We start from the raw sequence: 21,107 nt of genomic DNA, 5'->3' as shown, positions 1-21,107 counted from the left end.
CTGTCTGCTGTACGTCGCACTATCGATTATGCTTTCAAGAACCTTACATCGCTGTAAGGTTCTGCGTTTTAGAGAAAATGATACGGAATGTCGTGCCTTCTCCGACAACTGATTCCATTTCAAGACGGTGCTCCAGAATATCTGCAACCTCTTTAACCAAATACAATCCCATGCCTGTTGATTCCCGAAAGATGCGCCCATTCTCTCCGGTATAAAATTTGTTAAAAATACGTTTTCGATCAACAAAAGGAATTCCAATTCCAAAGTCCTTCACTTCCAATACCAGCTCGCCGGCTCTTTCGTAAAACGACAGCACAATATGATTTGATTTGCCCGCAGAGTATTTTACTGCATTATGCACGAGCTGCGACAACATGAAAAACAGCCACTTTTCATCCGTCTCTGCCATAGCTCCTGTTGCTTCCTCTTTCAGCTGCGGATACACTTCATTGCGGATATAGTACCGCTTGTTTTCCTGATTCACTTCATGGACTAGCTTAGAAAGGGTAACTGGCTTAATATGAAAATCTTCTGTAATGGTGCGAAGCCTGGCTAAATAAAGCACCGTATTCAAGCCATCCCGCATACGGTCCGTTTCTTCCCGGATACTGGACGATTCGGGCTCATCTAATGTTTGCGCCGACAGTTCAATAACAGAAAGCGGTGTCTTCATTTGATGCACCCAGCGATCCATAAATAACACATGCTCCTCCTGCCTCTCCTCGCCTTTGCGCAGCTCCTCCTGATACAATCGATACTGAGAAGTAAGCAATAGATCCAATGCTTCACTAATCGGAGCACGCTCCGTCGTTTTCAAAGAATCATCAAGAGCGGGCAATGGATGCTGCAACCTTTGATAAAAGCTTCTTCTGCTTAGATACCGATAAATGAGATATGCCGTTGTGAGTATTAAAGTCAGAAAGAAAGCGTATATGCTTACACCTGTATTTCGGTAGCCGTCTAACCAAAATAGCACAGGAACGATTGCACATTGGCAGAGCTGGACTACAATAAGCAGCACATGCTCACGAAGAAATAGTTTCATGCTTTCTCCTCTTTCCATGTAATGCGCAATCGATATCCCGCTCCTCTGACAGTTTCTACCGCATCTTCAATGCCGACTTCCTGGAACTTATTGCGCACACGCGCGACATTCACGTTTAACGTATTTTCATCCACATAGGCTTGGTCATCCCATAATTTTGCCAGTAAATCTTGCCGGCCAGCAACACGAGGATATCGCTCCAGCAGACTTTCAACAATATCGGTTTCTTTCTTCGTTAGCTGCGTTGATTGGCTGCCAAATCGAAGTTCCAATCGTTCCGGGTAAAAGTGTAATCCATCTTGGATAAGCACCCTCTCTTCATTCTTTGCTGCATACTCTCCATATGCACGACGCACTTGACTTCTAATTTTGGCCATGACGATATCCGGGTGAAATGGCTTTGTAATAAAGTCATCTCCTCCATTTTCAATTGCCATCACTTGATCCATCTCACCAGTTCGAGCCGAAATGAAAATAACAGGACAGATGGAGGCTTGTCTAATTTGTCTGCACCAATAATACCCGTCATAGCTAGGCAGATTAATATCCAGCAACACCAAATCTGGCTGTGCATCTAGGAACGTAGCCAATATATTTTCAAAATCTGGTGCGATTATTACTTCATATCCGTATTTTTCAATATGAGAACATAAATGTTCCGCTATTTTTATGTCATCTTCTATGATCATAATTTTTTTCATACTTTATGCCCCCTGCTTCATTGATTCACTATCATCTTATCATTGAATCGCATTAGATTGTTGCTCCAGCGAAATCGGTTCTGTATATACGAAAAACAAAAAGGACCCTAACACTTTGTTAGAATCCCTTTGTAAAATAATCACCGCAGAAGCCATATCTCCCAAAATTAAGTACCACTCTGTCTGCCAGTATACTGCTTTTCAAATCGGTGCATAGCGAATAAGCTAACTCGCATCCATATCCAGCTGTAAAGCAGACAGAAAGCAAGGATACCAGCAGTCACCGACATGTTCAGCTCACCTGTTAATGACGGACCAAGAATAGGAAACTGAAACAGGTAAAGCAAAACAGCAATCCCCAGCGCCAATGTTAAAGCGCCCGCAGCCGTAACGAATAATCTCCTTTTTAACAGCTTAAATCCGATCCCTAACCCAATACCTAATATGCCCGTCGTAAATAAAAAGACTAGTACTTCTGTAGGCTGGATAACGAGCAGCAATAATGCTGTTAACACATAAGTAAGTAATCCCACCCTGATAGACATAATTGTTGCGAGAATAATGGGGCCGGTAGCTAACATGCTAAACACATAACCTATCCCGGAAAACAGACCTGCCGCTTGCAAAAGTGCTGCTATCACGCCTAATAAACTGCCAAAGACAAGTTTTAAGGTAGCTGAGTAATGGTCTGTTGTAATTCCATGATTTGCATGATAGACGCGCATTCCAATCGTTTTCATTCTCATTGCTATCGCCCCTTTCTATCTAAAATTTAATATCCAGCAATCAAAAATATTCCGAAAGGCTCTGACTTCATAGCTAGGACGATCATATATTTCTTTTGTACAAAATCGATATTGGAGCCATCTCCAGCATATATTCCTGCAGCACAATATGATGCATTTGCTTTTCATGGGTAACAGAAAAACCGATATCCACTATTTCTTTCATTCCGAGCGAATAACCGAGCTGTTCTACGACCGCAAATGCGCCCATAGCTTGCTGATTTAGTAACAGCAAATGATGCAGTCCCTGCCACGAACCAACAGCCCCGCCGAAAAGATCTTGGAAACCAAGTATGCCGACTTCCAGTTTTGCTGTAGCAGCAGCTACTACACTATCTGTTTTCTTATTATATTTTCTGTCAATGAAGGAAAATAGCTGTTTCACACCATGTGCGTGATGCTTATTCGCATCTGCGACCTTTTCTATTGCTTCCCGAATATGCGGTTCTTCTATTTTCGGAATCGCTTTTTGTAATTTTTCCATTAAGATAAATTGTGCTGTCGCTGTATGATCCAGCCAGCTTTCGACTTTGTCCAGCTGATCCGCTAAATAAACTTCATCTAATTCAATCAATGTGATTTGATTCAAGTAAATCCCCTCCCATCATTCTCTGCTTCATATCTTTGTCACTTTCCAAAGCACACCTGTATGGCCGTAAGCTTGCACAAGTCCTTCTGTTACCGGAGAATGTCCAAAATCAAGCACATACAAACTCTTTCCATCGGGATGAAACTTACAATCAACAGGGCGTTCCATTCCGCCTTTTGGACGATTGGAATCGTTAGGCTGTTTATTCCGCAAAAACACTTCTGACTTTCCTGTATGCACATTCACTCGGACAACCTGAAAACCATTATCTTTATCCTTTTCATGCGGAGAGTTCAGCGGCGCATAAGTGCCCCACTCTGTGACAAACAGCTCACCGCGGTATCCGAATGTATCTGAAGTAGAGAATTCCATCTTTGTCATGGCTGAATGCGGCTTTTCTAAATAAGCTGGAGGTCCAGCCCACTCTGGCAAGTTTTCAATCAACTGCTCAGCTGGTTTCCCCTTTTCCGGCTTTGCCCGTTCATCCCACACCGGTACACCGTCAGCTCTTAATTCAGGAAACCCATACCAATCTGGTTTCTTCACACTGCCATAAGGCTTTTTAGCATTTCGAATATGCCATACGCGATCCGGATCTCCCGCCACGCCACGCTCGCCTTTTTCCTCCAGACAATTGTCCGAAGCATATAACTCACCATCTTCGCTAAACGCGAGCCCATAAGGATTACGCAATCCCCAAGCTAACAGCTCCACATCACTGCCATCTGGCTTCGAACGCCATAATCCAGTTGTGCACCAAAGCTCACCCTTCAATTTCTCGCCCTTCTCAGCTGGGGTACCAAACGGTTTAAAAGCACCTGTTTCTGTTAAATAAGGGAACGGCATTAACGGGTCACGTGATGTCACATTATTTCCTGTTAACGTAATATCCTCCCCTGGCACATCATGGGCATGCGGATGTTTCGCCAGATCCACTGTAAAACCAGAAGGCAGGCAAACACCGTTCTGTGAAACAGACCCATTCGCAAAGTACATTAACCCATCCACCGGACTAAACACCGGACCGCCAGGCTCATGCCATCCGCCACTCGGAATATCTTCAATCAACACTTCTCTTTCTCTCGTTTCGACATTGTAGCGAACAATCCGCGCCAAATAGCCCCCCTTACAACTCACATAAATATAGCCATCCCGATACGTAACACCCCGTGGTCCACCTAACGTCTCCTCCGCAAAAACCTCTATATTACCCTCCGGATCCATTTTCAAGATTCTCGGAGGCAGTGCAGGCCGCGTCGGCCACGTACTGCCTCCTTCTAATATGTATAAAGAACCATCTTCTGCAAATCCCATACCGGTAGGAAACGACAAACCAGCTGCAACTACCTCAACCTTATATCCTTCCGGCACCCAAATATCATCCGGATCAATAAGCGGGCGTGCACTTATGGGCAGTTTAAGAATTCTTGTATCTATCTTTTTAGTAGAGAGATTTTTCAATGTTGTTGCCTCCTGCCAGCAAGTATTTTTGATTTCAGCTTCTCCAGATGTTGGTGTTTCTAACCGCGAGTAAAGAAAGAGGTCACCTAGTTGTCCCCGTAAAGTGTTCTTTTTACACAACCCTATCAGGGATTCGGCTATCATACCTTTGAATATATACAAAACAAGATTAGCAGCAAAAAAAAAGACCCTAACTTTACGTTAGAGTCCTAAGTAAACAGCTTAGATATGCTTCTTAGTGACAGCAATTAAGGCGTTACATTTATTTAACCTTAATTACAATTTTCCCTTTAGCGTGATGTGTCTCACTTAATTCATGTGCTTTTTGTAAATCTTCCACTGAAAATCCATATACACTGCCCACTTGAGGCTTCACTATTTCTTTCTCAAGTAATTCCCCTATTTCACCTAATTGTTTACCATTTGGCGTTAACCAATAAGAGCTTGCTGTTACTTGATGCTTTTCTGCTAATTCTTCATCCGGTTGTCCGGCAATCGTCACCAGTCTGCCGCCAGACTTTAATATTTGGAAGCTTTTATCTAGAATGTCTCCGCCCATTGTGTCAACAACTGCATCATAATCACTTAATTCTTCTTCAAACTGTTGTGTGCGGTAATCAATGAATTCATCTGCACCTAGCTCTTTGACATATGCTTCATTTTTTTCACTTGCAGTTGTAGCGACATACGCTCCCAAATGTTTTGCCATTTGAATGGCTAAGCTTCCTACACCGCCAGCACCTGCTTGGATAAGTACTTTATCTCCTTGCTTCACTTTTGTATTATCCACTAAACATTGCCAAGCGGTTAAGCCTGCTAGCGGAATAGAAGCAGCTTCTTCAAACGTCAGGTTGCTAGGCTTTTTCGCCAGCAATTCCTCATCCACAGTCGTAAATTCCGCATAAGTACCTTCTCGGGTTGTATCCGGTCGCGCAAAAACTTCATCCCCAACCTGATAATCCTTCACTTCATCCCCAACTTCTACGATTTTACCTGCAACATCCCAACCGAGGATAATGGGGAATGACCAGTCAAGCATCTGCTTCAAGTACCCTGCACGAAGCTTCCAATCAATCGGATTAATAGAAGTAGCATAAACCTCAACAAGTACTTGGTTTGCCTTTAATTCTGGTTTCGGCAGCTCTTGCTCTTTCAACACATCTTTACTGCCATATTCATTAATAATAATTGCACGCATCATTAGCACTCCCTTTTTACAAGATATATCTGCAAGATCTAGTATTAGTTGCTTCCTAAAAAGTCATTCCTTTTCTCAAAGCTTCCTAAAATCTAATTAAGTTTATCTATCCTGTATATATATTTAAATACAATTATTATTGTAGCTTTATACAACTCGAAATTAAACTAAAGTGCTTAAGGCGATAATTCAACATAAAAGCGGTCTCTTACATGTCAACCTCTGTATCTTCAATTGCATGTACAAATCATTTCTCCTTAAGAATGTGCGCCGCAAAAAATATGCTCTTCATACATTAAAATAATTGATGCTTAAAATAACTGGATTTTTGAATGTCTTTTATAATATAATGATGAAAACGTTTACAAATGTATTGATGGAGGGGAACAATATGATTACTTTTTTTGTAGCGATACTAGCATTGGTTGCTGCGTATTTCACGTATGGAAAGTACGTTGAGAAGGTATTTGGACCGAATGAACAACGACAGACACCAGCATATGCTAATAAGGACGGTGTCGATTATGTACCAATGAACAAACAGAAAAATGCATTAATCCAATTACTAAATATAGCCGGTACTGGTCCTATCTTTGGTCCCATTATGGGCGCATTGTACGGCCCTGCAGCATTCTTATGGATTGTACTTGGTTCAATCTTTGCTGGAGCAGTACATGATTACTTAACTGGCATGATCTCCATTCGTAATAGAGGTGCTCATATTCCGGAACTTGCCGGAAAGTTTCTAGGCAAAGTTTCCCGTCATTTAGTGAACGTTTTTGCTTTACTGCTTTTATTGCTGGTTGGTACCGTATTTGTTACAACACCAGCCTCACTATTGCATAATTTAATTGATGGCAGGGTTGCTTTAGTAGCTATTATTCTCGTTATCTTTGCTTATTATTTTTTATCTACTATTCTCCCAATTGATAAGATTATTGGGCGCGTCTATCCGTATTTTGGAGCTCTATTAATTATTGGTACAATCGCTGTAGGTGCCGCGTTATTAATTAAAGGCTATTCAATCCCTGAATTATCATTAACAAATATGCACCCGGCTAATTCACCCATATTTCCGATACTATTCTTAACAATTACTTGTGGTGCATTATCAGGATTTCACGCAACACAATCTCCACTTATCTCAAGAACAACACAAAATGAAAAACAAGGACGTTATATTTTTTACGGCATGATGATTGCCGAAGGTGTTATCGCAATGATATGGGCAGCCGCCGCAATGACAATCTTTGATGGACAAAGTCTGCAAGGGTTAATAAATGAGGGTACAGCTTCCCTGGTAGTTAGTGAAATCTCCATGACCTTACTAGGAGCGGTTGGCGGTACAATAGCCGTTCTTGGTGCAGTAGTGTTACCAATTACCTCTGGTGATACAGCGTTCCGAGCAGCACGAAATATTATTGCCGATTACATCAATATAAGCCAGACCAAAACAGCAAAACGGTTAGCGATTGCGATTCCGATGTTTGTAGTTTCCTACTGGTTAACAACCATTGATTTTAATCTCTTATGGCGCTATTTCTCATTTGCCAACCAAGGAACGGCAGCACTTGCTCTTTGGATCGGCACCATGTATCTGTTTGTGAAAAAGAAAAACTACTTCATCGCCTTACTTCCAGCGTTATTCATTACTGATATGGTGTTAACTTACATCCTTTACGATAGTAATCTCGGTTTTGGCTTATCCTATGGGACAGCACATACAGGAGGTATTATCATAACAGCCATCATCACTGCTCTGTTCTTCTGGAAAGGAAGCAAAAATAGAAAAGAAAACTTAGCTGTCGATATGGAAGTACTTCCTCTTCGTAAAGCTGAGAAAATCAATTAATTAAAAAGGAGTTAGGTGAGCGCATTCACCTAACTCCTTTTGTTCTTATAGGTAAGAGAGGATGCTTGTTTAGCAAACGCCTTAATAAATATTCTCAGACTAAAGTACTGCAGTTTGTTGAAGAATGCTATTGTTCACTTTATCTTTCTAATAAGATATTTATCAAAGGTTACCGACTAACTTTTAAAAGTAAAATAGTTTCACTTTCCTCTAACAACTCGCCTGTGTTTATGAATCCAAGTGATTCATAAAATCGAAGTGCCGAATAATTATCTGGTTCTGTTGAAAGACCAATATAATGACAGTCATCATTCTTATTAAGCATATCTATGACTTGCTGCATTGCCTCTTTCCCGTATCCTTTTCTTTGATAAGAGACATCAATCATAAATCTAGGAATCCAATGCTTCCTTTCTTCAATCTCGTCTGGATCATATTCCGTTATCACAAAACCTATAACTTCATCATCCAAATGTATGGCGTACGGTGTAAAATTGGAATGTACCTTAGACTCTGCAATAGAGTAGACATTAGGAGCAATTCGAGCAACTTGATCCTCTGCTAGCTTTAGGTTTAGACATGCATACATATTTTTTACAGTTAATTCCTGAATTGATATTTGAGCCATACACATTCTCCTCCAGATAATATTAACAGCTAAAATTTCTGAGTAAATAAACATGACGAATAGCTTAACGGTTTTACTTAAGCGGGACAAAACAGAAAAACGCAGGAAAATTCACAAGCTCAATCAAACAACGCTTTTATAATACAAATCTGCATTATTGCTACTACTTAATAAATCAAGAACTAACTATACAAAAGCACTTTCTAATGAATCAGCAGCAGCAGTTATAACAGCTCTTAAGTAAACCTATGCACCTAAATTTGATACTCCTGTAACTAGTAATGAAGAGGAGGATATTTACATCGTTCTATCAAGTGAATCCAAACTCATTCCTAAAATCTATGTTTATTATCTCCCGGAAATTACTTCGATAATTTATCTTCACTTTTTACATAGAATAATCCTCTTCAAAGTTCTTTACCCTAGTAAGAGAAACTGCTTGACCTGATACATAGTATACGTCCCATCTATATCTTTTAATAAATAATTGAACGCAAAAAAGACCCTAACTTAACGTTAGCGTCTTAATTTGACAGCTTTGGCATACTGTCTGATGATACCGGTGGCCGGGGTCGAACCGGCACTCCTTGCGGAACACGATTTTGAGTCGTGCGCGTCTGCCAATTCCGCCACACCGGCATATTGCAAATGCAATGGAGGCGGCAACCGGATTTGAACCGGTGGTCAAGGTGTTGCAGACCTTTGCCTTACCACTTGGCTATGCCGCCAATATTATGGAGCGAAAGACGGGATTCGAACCCGCGACCCCCACCTTGGCAAGGTGGTGTTCTACCACTGAACTACTTTCGCATAAGATATAGGCATAGGATTCCACTAGGAATCCTACCCTTTTTCTTGGCTATAGCCTAAAAGCTATATAGAGGGCGATCGATGGGGATTGAACCCACGAATGCCGGAGCCACAATCCGGTGCGTTAACCACTTCGCCACGACCGCCATAGAATTAAAATAAAATGGCAGGGGTAGTAGGAGTTGAACCCACATCGACGGTTTTGGAGACCGTTGTTCTACCATTGAACTATACCCCTATGGTGGAGGGAGTAGGACTCGAACCTACGAACCCGATGGGAGCGGATTTACAGTCCGCCGCGTTTGGCCAACTTCGCTATCCCTCCGATTAGAGTGGCTCGGGACGGAATCGAACCGCCGACACACGGATTTTCAGTCCGTTGCTCTACCGACTGAGCTACCGAGCCATACATAAGATATACATGTTGTATAAGTGGCGGTCCGGACGGGACTCGAACCCGCGACCTCCTGCGTGACAGGCAGGCATTCTAACCAACTGAACTACCGGACCACTTAATAGATTATCAATTTCACTAGCTAAGAAGCAAGTCGACGTAGAAAGTGAACTAATATGGTTGCACCTTTCAGGTACTCCCTTTAAAAGATAATATGGTTGCACTCTTCGAGTACTCCCCTTGTTCACTGCTAAGAAGCAAGCCGACGTAGAAAGTGAACTAATATGGTTGCGGGGGCAGGATTTGAACCTGCGACCTTCGGGTTATGAGCCCGACGAGCTACCCCTGCTCCACCCCGCGATAATAAAAGGTAATAGATATGAAGTTAAATTCATATGGTGGAGGATGACGGGCTCGAACCGCCGACCCTCTGCTTGTAAGGCAGATGCTCTCCCAGCTGAGCTAATCCTCCAGGATTGGTCTTGATAAAGTATAATGGTGACCCGTACGGGATTCGAACCCGTGTTACCGCCGTGAAAGGGCGGTGTCTTAACCGCTTGACCAACGGGCCATCTATGTAAGTCTTATGGCGGAGAGCGAGGGATTCGAACCCTCGAGACCGCGTTAACAGTCTACACGATTTCCAATCGTGCTCCTTCGGCCACTCGGACAGCTCTCCATGGCTCCACAGGCAGGATTCGAACCTGCGACCGATCGGTTAACAGCCGATAGCTCTACCACTGAGCTACTGTGGAATAATCAAGATTGCCTGGCAGCGTCCTACTCTCGCAGGGCGAACCCAACTACCATCGGCGCTGAAGAGCTTAACTGCTGTGTTCGGCATGGGAACAGGTGTGACCTCTTCGCTATTACCACCAGACAAATCAAGAATTCAATTGGATGAACCCTCAAAACTAGATAAGAAACTTCATGCTTTTACATCTCATGCGCTGCCAAGCACCGGAGTGCTTGGTCTTTGGCGTTGACTTACTAAGTTCTAGCTGCGTTGAGCTAGATCCAGCTACAGAAACCAGAAACTACGGCTTAAGCGATAAATCCCTGCGTGAAGAAATACACTTCACTCCGGGCTTTCTCACTTATTCCTCCGTTTCTAAACGGTTTCTTTCGCTTTTCGTTTTTAGTTAAGTCCTCGATCGATTAGTATTCGTCAGCTGCACGTGTCACCACGCTTCCACCTCGAACCTATCTACCTCATCGTCTCTGAGGGATCTTACTCATTTAAAATGATGGGAAGTCTCATCTTGAGGGGGGCTTCATGCTTAGATGCTTTCAGCACTTATCCCTTCCGCACGTAGCTACCCAGCTATGCTCCTGGCGGAACAACTGGTGCACCAGCGGTGCGTCCATCCCGGTCCTCTCGTACTAAGGACAGCTCCTCTCAAACTTCCAACGCCCACGACGGATAGGGACCGAACTGTCTCACGACGTTCTGAACCCAGCTCGCGTACCGCTTTAATGGGCGAACAGCCCAACCCTTGGGACCGACTACAGCCCCAGGATGCGATGAGCCGACATCGAGGTGCCAAACCTCCCCGTCGATGTGGACTCTTGGGGGAGATAAGCCTGTTATCCCCGGGGTAGCTTTTATCCGTTGAGCGACGGCCCTTCCATACGGCACCGCCGGATCACTAAGCCCGACTTTCGTCCCTGCTCGACTTGTAGGTCTCGCAGTCAAGCTCCCTTCTGCCTTTGCACGCTACGAATGATTTCCAACCATTCTGAGGGAACCTTTGGGCGCCTCCGTTACTCTTTGGGAGGCGACCGCCCCAGTCAAACTGCCCACCTGACACTGTCTCCGAACCGGATAACGGTTCTGGGTTAGAATGTCAATACAGCCAGGGTGGTATCCCACGGATGCCTCCACCGAAGCTAGCGCTCCGGTTTCTAAGGCTCCCACCTATCCTGTACAAGCTGTACCAACATTCCATATCAGGCTACAGTAAAGCTCCACGGGGTCTTTCCGTCCTGTCGCGGGTAATGCGCATCTTCACGCATAGTATAATTTCACCGGGTCTCTCGTTGAGACAGTGCCCAAGTCGTTGCACCTTTCGTGCGGGTCGGAACTTACCCGACAAGGAATTTCGCTACCTTAGGACCGTTATAGTTACGGCCGCCGTTTACTGGGGCTTCGGTTCACAGCTTCGGGACGAAGTCCCTAACCATTCCCCTTAACCTTCCAGCACCGGGCAGGTGTCAGCCCCTATACTTCGCCTTACGGCTTTGCAGAGACCTGTGTTTTTGCTAAACAGTCGCTTGGGCCTTTTCACTGCGGCTTCTCCTAAAAAGAAGCACCCCTTCTCCCGAAGTTACGGGGTCATTTTGCCGAGTTCCTTAACGAGAGTTCTCCCGATCATCTTCGGTTACTCACCGTGCCTACCTGTGTCGGTTTGCGGTACGGGCACCTATTTCCTCACTAGAGGCTTTTCTTGGCAGTGTGAAATCAGGAACTTCGGTACTAAATTTCCCTCCCCATAACCGCCTGGAATATTGTTGAGTGGATTTGCCTGCTCAACTTCCTCACGGCTTGGACGCGCATAACCAGCAGCGCGCTTTCCTTATCCTCCTGCGTCCCCCCATCGTTCAAGCGGATTTAGGTGGTACAGGAATATCAACCTGTTGTCCATCGCCTACGCCTTTCGGCCTCGGCTTAGGCCCCGACTAACCCTGAGCGGACGAGCCTTCCTCAGGAAACCTTGGGCTTTCGATGAAAGAGATTCTCACTCTTTTTTCGCTACTCATACCGGCATTCTCACTTCTAAGCGCTCCAGCCGTCCTCACGATCGACCTTCACCGCCCTTAGAACGCTCTCCTACCACTGACATCGTAGATGTCAATCCGCAGCTTCGGTGGTGTGTTTAGCCCCGGTATATTTTCGGCGCAGCGTCACTCGACCAGTGAGCTATTACGCACTCTTTAAATGATGGCTGCTTCTAAGCCAACATCCTGGTTGTCTAAGCAACGCCACATCCTTTTCCACTTAACACACACTTTGGGACCTTAGCTGGCGGTCTGGGCTGTTTCCCTTTCGACCATGAACCTTATCACCCATGGTCTGACTCCCAAAGTAGATTGATTGGCATTCGGAGTTTGACTGAATTCGGTAACCCGATGAGGGCCCCTAGTCCAATCAGTGCTCTACCTCCAACCATCATCCTTTGAGGCTAGCCCTAAAGCTATTTCGGAGAGAACCAGCTATCTCCGTGTTCGATTGGCATTTCACCCCTACCCACACCTCATCCCCGCACTTTTCAACGTGCGTGGGTTCGGGCCTCCAGTCAGTGTTACCTGACCTTCACCCTGGACATGGGTAGATCACACGGTTTCGGGTCTACGACCACCTACTATATCGCCCTATTCAGACTCGCTTTCGCTGCGGCTCCGTCTATACAACTTAACCTTGCAGGGGATCGTAACTCGCCGGTCCATTCTACAAAAGGTACGCCGTCACCCATTAACGGGCTTCGACTACTTGTAGGCACACGGTTTCAGGTTCTATTTCACTCCCCTTCCGGGGTGCTTTTCACCTTTCCCTCACGGTACTGGTTCACTATCGGTCACTAGGGAGTATTTAGCCTTGGGAGATGGTCCTCCCGGATTCCGACGGAATTTCACGTGTTCCGCCGTACTCAGGATACACTCCGGAGGAAACCACATTTCAAATACAGGGCTCTTACCTTCTATGGCGGGCCATTCCAAGCCGCTTCATTTACATGGTTTCTTTGTAACTCCAAAGGAGTGTCCTACAACCCCAGAAGGCAAGCCTTCTGGTTTGGGCTAATTCCGTTTCGCTCGCCGCTACTCAGGAAATCGATTTTTCTTTCTCTTCCTCCGGGTAATGAGATGTTTCAGTTCCCCGGGTCTGCCTCATATCACCTATGTATTCAGTGATACGTACTATCCAATAACGAATAGTGGGTTCCCCCATTCGGAAATCTCCGGATCAAAGCTTACTTACAGCTCCCCGAAGCATATCGGTGTTAGTCCCGTCCTTCATCGGCTCCTAGTGCCAAGGCATCCACCGTGCGCCCTTCTTCACTTAACTAATTAAACGCATGATGCTAAAAATTTGCGACAATAAAAATTGTCATTGCTTTAAAGTTTGATGTTCTGGCATGTTGTTTCTTATCTAGTTTTCAAGGTTCACAAGAGAGTTTGATCTCTCAAAACTGAACAAACAACCAATTACGATTTGTCTACTACGAAGTAGTAGTTCCAATTATCCTTAGAAAGGAGGTGATCCAGCCGCACCTTCCGATACGGCTACCTTGTTACGACTTCACCCCAATCATTGATCCCACCTTCGGCGGCTGGCTCCAAAAGGTTACCTCACCGACTTCGGGTGTTACCAACTCTCGTGGTGTGACGGGCGGTGTGTACAAGGCCCGGGAACGTATTCACCGCGGCATGCTGATCCGCGATTACTAGCGATTCCGGCTTCATGCAGGCGAGTTGCAGCCTGCAATCCGAACTGAGAATGGTTTTATGGGATTTGCTTAACCTCGCGGTCTTGCTGCCCTTTGTACCATCCATTGTAGCACGTGTGTAGCCCAGGTCATAAGGGGCATGATGATTTGACGTCATCCCCACCTTCCTCCGGTTTGTCACCGGCAGTCACTCTAGAGTGCCCAACTGAATGCTGGCAACTAGAATCAAGGGTTGCGCTCGTTGCGGGACTTAACCCAACATCTCACGACACGAGCTGACGACAACCATGCACCACCTGTCACGCTGTCCCCGAAGGGAATGCCTTGTCTCCAAGGTTGTCAGCGGATGTCAAGACCTGGTAAGGTTCTTCGCGTTGCTTCGAATTAAACCACATGCTCCACCGCTTGTGCGGGCCCCCGTCAATTCTTTTGAGTTTCAGCCTTGCGGCCGTACTCCCCAGGCGGAGTGCTTAATGCGTTAACTTCAGCACTAAGGGGCGGAAACCCCCTAACACCTAGCACTCATCGTTTACGGCGTGGACTACCAGGGTATCTAATCCTGTTTGCTCCCCACGCTTTCGCGCCTCAGCGTCAGTTACAGACCAGAGAGTCGCCTTCGCCACTGGTGTTCCTCCACATATCTACGCATTTCACCGCTACACGTGGAATTCCACTCTCCTCTTCTGCACTCAAGTTCCCCAGTTTCCAATGACCCTCCACAGTTAAGCTGTGGGCTTTCACATCAGACTTAAGAAACCGCCTACACGCCCTTTACGCCCAATAATTCCGGACAACGCTTGCCCCCTACGTATTACCGCGGCTGCTGGCACGTAGTTAGCCGGGGCTTTCTGGTCAGGTACCGTCAAGGTACGAGCAGTTACTCTCGTACTTGTTCTTCCCTGACAACAGAGCTTTACGACCCGAAGGCCTTCATCGCTCACGCGGCGTTGCTCCGTCAGACTTTCGTCCATTGCGGAAGATTCCCTACTGCTGCCTCCCGTAGGAGTCTGGGCCGTGTCTCAGTCCCAGTGTGGCCGATCACCCTCTCAGGTCGGCTATGCATCGTCGCCTTGGTGGGCCATTACCCCACCAACTAGCTAATGCACCGCGGGCCCATCTGTAAGTGACAGCCGAAACCGTCTTTCCATTTTCAATCAGGAGAAAGAAAATATTATCCGGTATTAGCCCCGGTTTCCCGGAGTTATCCCAGTCTTACAGGCAGGTTGCCCACGTGTTACTCACCCGTCCGCCGCTCATTCCACTAGAATCACCCCGAAGGGGTCATCTAGCTTCCTGCGCTCGACTTGCATGTATTAGGCACGCCGCCAGCGTTCGTCCTGAGCCAAGATCAAACTCTCCATGAAAGTGTGATACTTTGCTTCTTGCGCTGACGTTGATCTTATAAAAGACCATGTCGTTTAGTTCGTAATTGGTTGTTTTGTTCAGTTTTCAAAGATCAATTTTGTTCCGCCGCTCAATTGGCGACTAGAACATCATATCATGTTTCAACTTTCGTTGTCAACATGTTTTTTATTTTCTGTTTGTCAGCCGTTGATGCTCATCGGCGACGCATACAAATATAACACGCTGTTTTATCTATCGTCAACAGTTTTTTTGAGAAAACCATAAAACTAATTAATAACACGATAATATAGCTTTCCCAACTTATCACAGCAGTATGCTAGAAACAACGTGATACAAGCTTTCTTTCTCACTAGGGCAGCCTTTAGAAAACAAAAGCTGCCCACTTATCCAGTTATCATTATTCTTTGATTTGGTACTCTCGATGATAAATTGCTTTTCCTTTTGTCTCAGTCAGCACCGCTTCAATAATCTCTTTTTCCTCTAAATAGTTAAGTAGCGCACTCAAATCAGCAGCATATGCTTCCACTTCCGGCCGGTTCTTCAGTTCGCCAAAAGTCCAAGCTTCTTCCTTCACACGCATAACGCTCAGCAAATGATGCGCGGCGGAGTGTGACCTGGCATTGATAGCGACATTAACAGCGAGCAGCATCAGCTGCACACGCTGATCCGTTTCTTCATTGCTTTGAATAAATTCTTCGCAAAGCTTATATACTTCCGAATCTATTCTACGCACTTGATTCCAAACGGTTACTTCCGGATGATGTCCTTTTTCAATAATCGAAAGCCGTGCTAAATAATGCAAACATCTGACCATCCTTGTATAAGCATCTAAGAATTGTCCGCTGTCATGAAGATCTTTTGTTTCTGCATAAGCACGAATCAGCTTCGCAAACTCGATTGTCATCTTCAGCTTCCGCTTCTCATAAGGAAAGCTTGCCAGCTCATGTTTTAAGTTATCGATATATTCATTCCGATCGAAGACGACCTTTCCCTCGAAGATCCATTCAACAGCACGTCTATATGTACTTGTATCGATCCAGTACTGAAGCAGCGACTCTTCGACAATGTGCATCGCAGCAATTCTTCCTTCATAACTGTAATGCTTCGTATACCATGGTTCCTTAGCATCTTTTACAATGATAAGCAGGATCATATCAAAGTTATCGGTTGTCGGGCTATTGGGGCGCGTTTTCTCTACTAAGATTATTCCAAGTGTATTCGGCATACTTGCACGTTCTTGATATATTGGTCGAAGAATGTTCTCCAAGGCAAATCCCTCCGCTGCTGTTTTCTATATATTTTAGTAATAATTCAACATACTTCTTCAAATTCCCTTTTAAAAGGACAAAAAGAAAAACCTTCATCACGAAAAAGTGACAAAGGCTTTTCTATCTATAGAAGAAATCCGCTGAGGTTAATGCTTGGTTGTTTGCTGACAATCCGGGCACGTACCATACAGTTCCAAACGGTGATGCGTTACATCAAAGTTTGTCACCTGGGCAGCGAGTTTCTCTACTTCATAAAGGCTTGGATAATGGAAGTCGACGATTTTGCCACACTGATCACAAATCAAGTGATAATGTTCTTCCGTATCACAGTCGAATCGGCTGGAAGAATCTCCATATGTTAATTCTCGCACCAGACCGTTCTCACGAAATACGCGAAGGTTATTATAAACCGTCGCCACGCTCATATTCGGAAACTTATCCTCCAGCGCTCGATAGATATCATCAGCGGTAGGATGGATCTTGGAATTCAGCAAGAACTCAAGCACCGCATGACGCTGTGGTGTAATTCTGACGCCGGATTCTTTTAGTCGCTCCACTGCTGCTTGTAATCTCTGTTCAGACACCGTCATGCACCTCGCTTTCACTTGTAGATAATACATTATTTCTAAACGATGACTATTATTAGATTATACTTCTTCTAAATTGTAATGCCGTCTCCCTTATCTTGTCAATAAAAAAACCATAGCTGTATCAAATATCCGGTACAAGCAGCACCTCTTCTGTCTCATGCAGAAGATTAGCATACCTAGCCGCTGTGAAAAGATAATCCGATAAACGGTTAACAAAACGAAGGACTTCTTCCGTGCGTGCTTCTGTTTCCATAGACACAATTAACCGTTCTGCTCGCCTTACAATTGTTCTTGCCTGGTGCAGTGCAGCAGCACTTGGACAGCCGCCTGGCAGAATGAATTGCTTCAATGCTGGCAGTTCGGCCGCCCACTGATCGACTTCTTTTTCCAGCATCTCGGTATGCTTAGGCGCTAACTTCCAATGTACTTCTTTATCAGCTGGTGTTGCCAGTTCACTGCCGGCATGAAACAGCAATGTCTGCACACGCTGCAAGGATTTTATAAATGATTCGCTTTCTGCGGTCAGCAGACTGACTGCTGTACCGATTGCCGCATTCGCTTCATCTAAGGTACCATATGCTTCTACCCGAGGATGATTTTTAGGAACACGTGCGCCATAGATAAGAGATGTATCTCCCTTATCGCCTGTTTTTGTGTAGATTTTCATTAGTATCCTCTGTTCAAATCAATTTTATTTATATATTGCTTTTCCTTTGCGTCTTCGGTATAGAGACCTAAATTTTGCTCAAAGATATTCATTGCTCGTTCCATATAATGAGGAGATTGACCTGCCATATGCGGAGTCAGGATAACACGAGGGTGATCCCAGAATGGATGGCCCTCCGGAAGCGGCTCTTCCTCAAACACATCTAGTACGGCTGCTTTTATTTTGCCTTGATTCAAAGCGTCAAGCAACACATCGGTCGCTACTGCGTCTCCGCGACCCATATTCAGGAATACTGCGTGCTTTGGCATTTGATCAAAGTGTTCTTTCTTATAGAAGTACTTCGTTTCCTTTGTACTTGGAAGAATAGAAATTAAGTAGTCTGCATGCGGCAATACTGATTCAACCTCAGTCTGTTTATACACTTCATCAAAATGCTCTTTTGAGGAGCCGCTGCGGCTCACGCCAATTGTATGCATACGAAAGGCCTTGCCTAAGCGCGCAACTTCCTGTCCAATTGCACCAGCTCCAACTACCACGAGTCTTTTTGCGGTAATTTCATCAATCTTCAGCTCTTTATCCCATACATGTTCTTCCTGCTTTTTCAGATAGTCACGCTCTTTACGGGCTACTGCTAAAATAGAAGAAATCGCGTATTCAGCCATTTGTATACGGTGTATGCCATTGGCGTTCGTCAGCATGATACCTTTTTCACGCATCAATTCAAGCGGCAGGGTATCGACTCCAGCAGAAATGACATGAACCCATTTGAGCTTATCTGCTGTGCGAATGGAATCTTCGTCCGCTCCTCTTCCGCCGGTTACTAGTATCTCTGCTTTCTTGATTAGCTCAGCCACTTCGTCTTTTTCTGTACTGTAATGGAATGTTACACTTGGATAAGAAGTCTCAAAATGCCACTTCATCTGCTGATCTACTCTCAACGCTACAAGAACTTGCATATGTATCCCCTCCAAAAGTGTTGTTGTCTTTCTTCTACTATACCTCTTTTCCTTTCTGTACGAAAAGCATCATCCCTTCATAAAAAAAGCTCAGACGATAAACGTCTGAGCAACTATCATGTAGGGGAGGTTTCGTACTGTACTTTATGCACAGCAAGAGGCCCTGGTATAAGCACTTGTCACGGATTGAGACCTTTCAGTTCATTAAGAACGAATATTCCGTCTTTTCTGATGAGAACATCATCAAAATAAATCTCCCCGCCGCCATATTCCGGACGCTGGATAAGCACCAAATCCCAATGAACAGAAGAGCTGTTGCCATTTTCCGTTTCATCATAACTATCACCTGGTGTAAAATGCAGGCTTCCAGCAATTTTCTCATCAAATAGAATGTTACCCATCGGCTCCTTGATTGCAGGATTTAACCCTAAAGCAAACTCGCCAATGTAACGCGCACCTTCATCTGTATCTAACACTTCATGCAGTTTAGTTGTTTGATTAGATGTTGCTTCTATGATTTTTCCATCCTTAAAAGTAAAAGATACTTGCTGGTGGACAACCCCTTGATAAGGACTCGGCGTATTATATGTAATCTTGCCATTCACACTGTTTTTGACAGGAGCCGTATATACTTCTCCATCCGGCACATTATGCGATCCCGCACAGATAACAGCAGGAATATCTTTTATAGAGAAACTTAAATCTGTTCCTGGGCTGACAATTCGCACTTTGTCTGTTCTTTCCATCAATTCCTTTAAAGGCTGCTGCGCCCGATGCATTGCGTCATAATCGACCGCGCTTACATCAAGCACGTAGTCATAAAACGCGTCGAAGTTCATTTTTGCCTTTTGTGCCGCGCCTGGCGTTGGATACTCAAATAGCACCCACTTCTGATTTTCATACAGATAATCATCTGATGCCTTCATCAATTCTCCCCTCTTGACGAACTGTTCGTTCCGGATACTTGCATATTCAGAATCATTTGCTTCGCCTCGGATGACAAGTAGTGCATCGGTATCCTTGAACTGCTCCAAATCCCATTTGTTTGTTAAGCGAAACTGCTCGTCAGGAGCATGCTCCATTATAATACGAGTTGTTTCTTCGTCATCCCAATATAAAAACGGAACAGCTCCAAGCGTGTATACTTCTTTCAAGATTTCCTTTACGAGCGGTTTACTCGACGGTACAGCATTAATAATCACTTTCTCTTTTTCTTCAAGCTTTAAACTATGCGATAACAGCAGCTTAGCCAGCTTATTTAAACGCGGATCTTTCATAGCATTCCCTCCTTTATTTTCCACCATAACAAAAAAGCGATCCAACGTATCTACATCGGATCGCCATTTTCTTATTGTAAGTTATCTCGGATAAACGCGAGTGCTTCTTCTGTATGACCATCGACTTTTACTTTCCGGAATTCCTTCTGCAGGTTTCCTTCTTTATCAATAATAAAAGTAGATCGTTCAATGCCGTAATATTCTTTGCCGAAGTTCTTTTTCAGTTTCCAGCATTCATAATCCTCTGCCACAGTATGTTCCACGTCTGCAAGTAATAGGAATGGCAAGTCAAATTTATTAATGAACTTCTCATGACTTTCAATCGGGTCTGGGCTGACGCCGATGATGATTGCATTCAGATCAGTAAATTTCTCATGATTGTCACGGAAACTGCATGCTTCCGTTGTACAGCCTGGTGTGTTGTCTTTCGGGTAGAAGTAAAGCACAATGTTTTTGCCTTTGAAGTCCTGCAGCGAAACAATATCGCCATTTGTTGCTGGCAGTGTAAAGCTTGGAGCTGCTTTGCCGATTTCTGTTGTCATGGATAGGCCTCCTTTAATCTGTATATATCTTAGCGTATCCGATTTAGAACGGGAGCACAACTATTCTCCATCACCCTTCATCCGCTGGCGAACGACCGTATGCTGCCATACTTTCAGCACAAGACCTGAAGGAAGCAAGTAGCCAATCAAAGCTTCAATTAATGCGAGTAAACGACCGACCCCAACAGGCAGGATATCCCCGTAGCCGACGGTGAGCAGCGTGACACCGCTGAAATAAATCGAATGCAGCAAGGACCCTGCCAGTGAAGAGTCAATCAAGTCGCCGCCTTCTGCCAAAACTATGCCCTCAATGGATAGCATAAAATAGATTAAACCGAAAGCCAGCATCACACTGATATAGAGAAACAATAAGGATAAGAACAAATCTATGGAAAACATTGAAGAGGCTTTTACTTCATGTTTAAAAAAGGAATACATGCAGCCAATCAAGGCAATGAATATAAAAATCACCAGTACAAATACCATGTTCATCCCTCCGCACTAACAGTTTACGAGCAGCCTGTCCATACTATG

At 44.6% G+C, this 21,107-nt stretch carries 15 protein-coding genes, 13 tRNA genes and 3 rRNA genes; 1 reads left to right on the top strand and 30 read right to left on the bottom strand.

Annotation, left to right across the window (positions count from 1 at the left end; all coding sequences use genetic code 11):
* Window positions 1-43: 43 nt before the first annotated feature.
* The 6 genes from KS242_RS04915 to KS242_RS04890 all read right to left on the bottom strand — a co-directional run bounded on the left by KS242_RS04915 (window position 44) and on the right by KS242_RS04890 (window position 5,779).
* Window positions 44-1,045 carry a sensor histidine kinase gene (locus tag KS242_RS04915; protein WP_217323263.1) on the bottom strand — a complete coding sequence of 334 codons (1,002 nt, stop codon included), beginning with the start codon at window positions 1,043-1,045 and terminating at the stop codon, window positions 44-46.
* On the bottom strand, window positions 1,042-1,746 hold the full coding sequence (locus KS242_RS04910) for a response regulator transcription factor (RefSeq protein ID WP_217323262.1): 705 nt from the start codon (window positions 1,744-1,746) through the stop codon (window positions 1,042-1,044). The genes KS242_RS04915 and KS242_RS04910 overlap by 4 nt, the downstream gene beginning before the upstream one ends.
* Before the next feature lie 167 nt (window positions 1,747-1,913).
* Entirely contained in the window at window positions 1,914-2,492 is a 579-nt protein-coding gene (locus KS242_RS04905; protein WP_217323261.1) for a hypothetical protein, read from the bottom strand.
* 82 nt (window positions 2,493-2,574) lie between these two features.
* Entirely contained in the window at window positions 2,575-3,120 is a 546-nt protein-coding gene (locus KS242_RS04900) for a hypothetical protein (protein ID WP_254391815.1), read from the bottom strand.
* 27 nt (window positions 3,121-3,147) lie between these two features.
* Complete coding sequence (locus tag KS242_RS04895; protein ID WP_217323260.1) at window positions 3,148-4,581, bottom strand: PQQ-dependent sugar dehydrogenase; 1,434 nt, start codon at window positions 4,579-4,581, stop codon at window positions 3,148-3,150.
* A gap of 262 nt (window positions 4,582-4,843) precedes the next feature.
* Entirely contained in the window at window positions 4,844-5,779 is a 936-nt protein-coding gene (locus tag KS242_RS04890; protein ID WP_217323259.1) for an NADP-dependent oxidoreductase, read from the bottom strand.
* 391 nt (window positions 5,780-6,170) lie between these two features.
* Here KS242_RS04890 and KS242_RS04885 point away from each other — a divergent pair, with 391 nt between their 5' ends.
* Window positions 6,171-7,631 (top strand): carbon starvation CstA family protein, encoded by a 1,461-nt coding sequence (locus tag KS242_RS04885; protein WP_217323258.1) that lies wholly within the window; start codon window positions 6,171-6,173, stop codon window positions 7,629-7,631.
* 169 nt (window positions 7,632-7,800) lie between these two features.
* Here KS242_RS04885 and KS242_RS04880 read toward each other — a convergent pair whose 3' ends face one another.
* From KS242_RS04880 to KS242_RS04765, 24 genes are all read right to left on the bottom strand, one after another.
* Window positions 7,801-8,259 carry a GNAT family N-acetyltransferase gene (locus tag KS242_RS04880; protein WP_217323257.1) on the bottom strand — a complete coding sequence of 153 codons (459 nt, stop codon included), beginning with the start codon at window positions 8,257-8,259 and terminating at the stop codon, window positions 7,801-7,803.
* Window positions 8,260-8,816: 557 nt separating this feature from the next.
* A tRNA-Leu gene (locus KS242_RS04875) sits at window positions 8,817-8,898 on the bottom strand.
* Between the two features lie 15 nt (window positions 8,899-8,913).
* Window positions 8,914-8,987, bottom strand: a tRNA-Cys gene (locus KS242_RS04870).
* A gap of 7 nt (window positions 8,988-8,994) precedes the next feature.
* A tRNA-Gly gene (locus tag KS242_RS04865) sits at window positions 8,995-9,069 on the bottom strand.
* 73 nt (window positions 9,070-9,142) lie between these two features.
* A tRNA-His gene (locus KS242_RS04860) sits at window positions 9,143-9,215 on the bottom strand.
* An 18-nt stretch (window positions 9,216-9,233) separates the two neighbouring features.
* Window positions 9,234-9,307: transfer RNA gene (locus KS242_RS04855), tRNA-Trp, on the bottom strand.
* A gap of 1 nt (window position 9,308) precedes the next feature.
* A tRNA-Tyr gene (locus KS242_RS04850) sits at window positions 9,309-9,394 on the bottom strand.
* 8 nt (window positions 9,395-9,402) lie between these two features.
* Window positions 9,403-9,475: transfer RNA gene (locus KS242_RS04845), tRNA-Phe, on the bottom strand.
* Between the two features lie 27 nt (window positions 9,476-9,502).
* A tRNA-Asp gene (locus tag KS242_RS04840) sits at window positions 9,503-9,579 on the bottom strand.
* A gap of 169 nt (window positions 9,580-9,748) precedes the next feature.
* Window positions 9,749-9,823, bottom strand: a tRNA-Met gene (locus tag KS242_RS04835).
* A gap of 36 nt (window positions 9,824-9,859) precedes the next feature.
* Window positions 9,860-9,935: transfer RNA gene (locus KS242_RS04830), tRNA-Val, on the bottom strand.
* A 24-nt stretch (window positions 9,936-9,959) separates the two neighbouring features.
* Window positions 9,960-10,034: transfer RNA gene (locus KS242_RS04825), tRNA-Glu, on the bottom strand.
* Window positions 10,035-10,050: 16 nt separating this feature from the next.
* Window positions 10,051-10,142: transfer RNA gene (locus KS242_RS04820), tRNA-Ser, on the bottom strand.
* Between the two features lies 1 nt (window position 10,143).
* Window positions 10,144-10,218, bottom strand: a tRNA-Asn gene (locus KS242_RS04815).
* Between the two features lie 12 nt (window positions 10,219-10,230).
* Window positions 10,231-10,343 (bottom strand): 5S ribosomal RNA (gene rrf, locus KS242_RS04810).
* 258 nt (window positions 10,344-10,601) lie between these two features.
* Window positions 10,602-13,526: ribosomal RNA gene (locus KS242_RS04805) — 23S ribosomal RNA — on the bottom strand.
* A gap of 184 nt (window positions 13,527-13,710) precedes the next feature.
* Window positions 13,711-15,272 (bottom strand): 16S ribosomal RNA (locus KS242_RS04800).
* Together the 16S, 23S and 5S rRNA genes with 13 tRNA genes alongside form the textbook arrangement of a ribosomal RNA operon.
* Before the next feature lie 398 nt (window positions 15,273-15,670).
* Complete coding sequence (locus KS242_RS04795) at window positions 15,671-16,540, bottom strand: nucleotidyltransferase-like protein (RefSeq protein WP_217323256.1); 870 nt, start codon at window positions 16,538-16,540, stop codon at window positions 15,671-15,673.
* A 147-nt stretch (window positions 16,541-16,687) separates the two neighbouring features.
* Window positions 16,688-17,131 (bottom strand): peroxide-responsive transcriptional repressor PerR, encoded by a 444-nt coding sequence (gene perR, locus KS242_RS04790; protein ID WP_038558837.1) that lies wholly within the window; start codon window positions 17,129-17,131, stop codon window positions 16,688-16,690.
* A gap of 121 nt (window positions 17,132-17,252) precedes the next feature.
* Complete coding sequence (locus tag KS242_RS04785; RefSeq protein ID WP_217323255.1) at window positions 17,253-17,798, bottom strand: cob(I)yrinic acid a,c-diamide adenosyltransferase; 546 nt, start codon at window positions 17,796-17,798, stop codon at window positions 17,253-17,255.
* Window positions 17,798-18,754, bottom strand: a complete 957-nt coding sequence (locus tag KS242_RS04780) for a D-2-hydroxyacid dehydrogenase (protein WP_217323254.1) — start codon at window positions 18,752-18,754, stop codon at window positions 17,798-17,800. Before KS242_RS04780 ends, KS242_RS04785 begins: the two co-directional genes overlap by 1 nt.
* Window positions 18,755-18,933: 179 nt before the next feature.
* The gene (locus tag KS242_RS04775; RefSeq protein WP_217323253.1) at window positions 18,934-20,031 is read right to left on the bottom strand and encodes an aminopeptidase; all 1,098 of its coding nucleotides are present in this window, start codon (window positions 20,029-20,031) and stop codon (window positions 18,934-18,936) included.
* A gap of 71 nt (window positions 20,032-20,102) precedes the next feature.
* Complete coding sequence (gene bcp / locus KS242_RS04770; protein WP_097043159.1) at window positions 20,103-20,573, bottom strand: thioredoxin-dependent thiol peroxidase; 471 nt, start codon at window positions 20,571-20,573, stop codon at window positions 20,103-20,105.
* 60 nt (window positions 20,574-20,633) lie between these two features.
* Window positions 20,634-21,059: a potassium channel family protein gene (locus KS242_RS04765; RefSeq protein ID WP_217323252.1), complete on the bottom strand. Its 426-nt coding sequence runs from the start codon at window positions 21,057-21,059 to the stop codon at window positions 20,634-20,636.
* Window positions 21,060-21,107: the final 48 nt, after the last annotated feature.

Source organism: Terribacillus sp. DMT04 (assembly GCF_019056395.1).
In the GTDB taxonomy this organism is placed as follows: Bacteria; Bacillota; Bacilli; order Bacillales; family Amphibacillaceae; genus Terribacillus; species Terribacillus aidingensis_A.
This window is presented reverse-complemented; position numbering and strand designations above follow the sequence as displayed.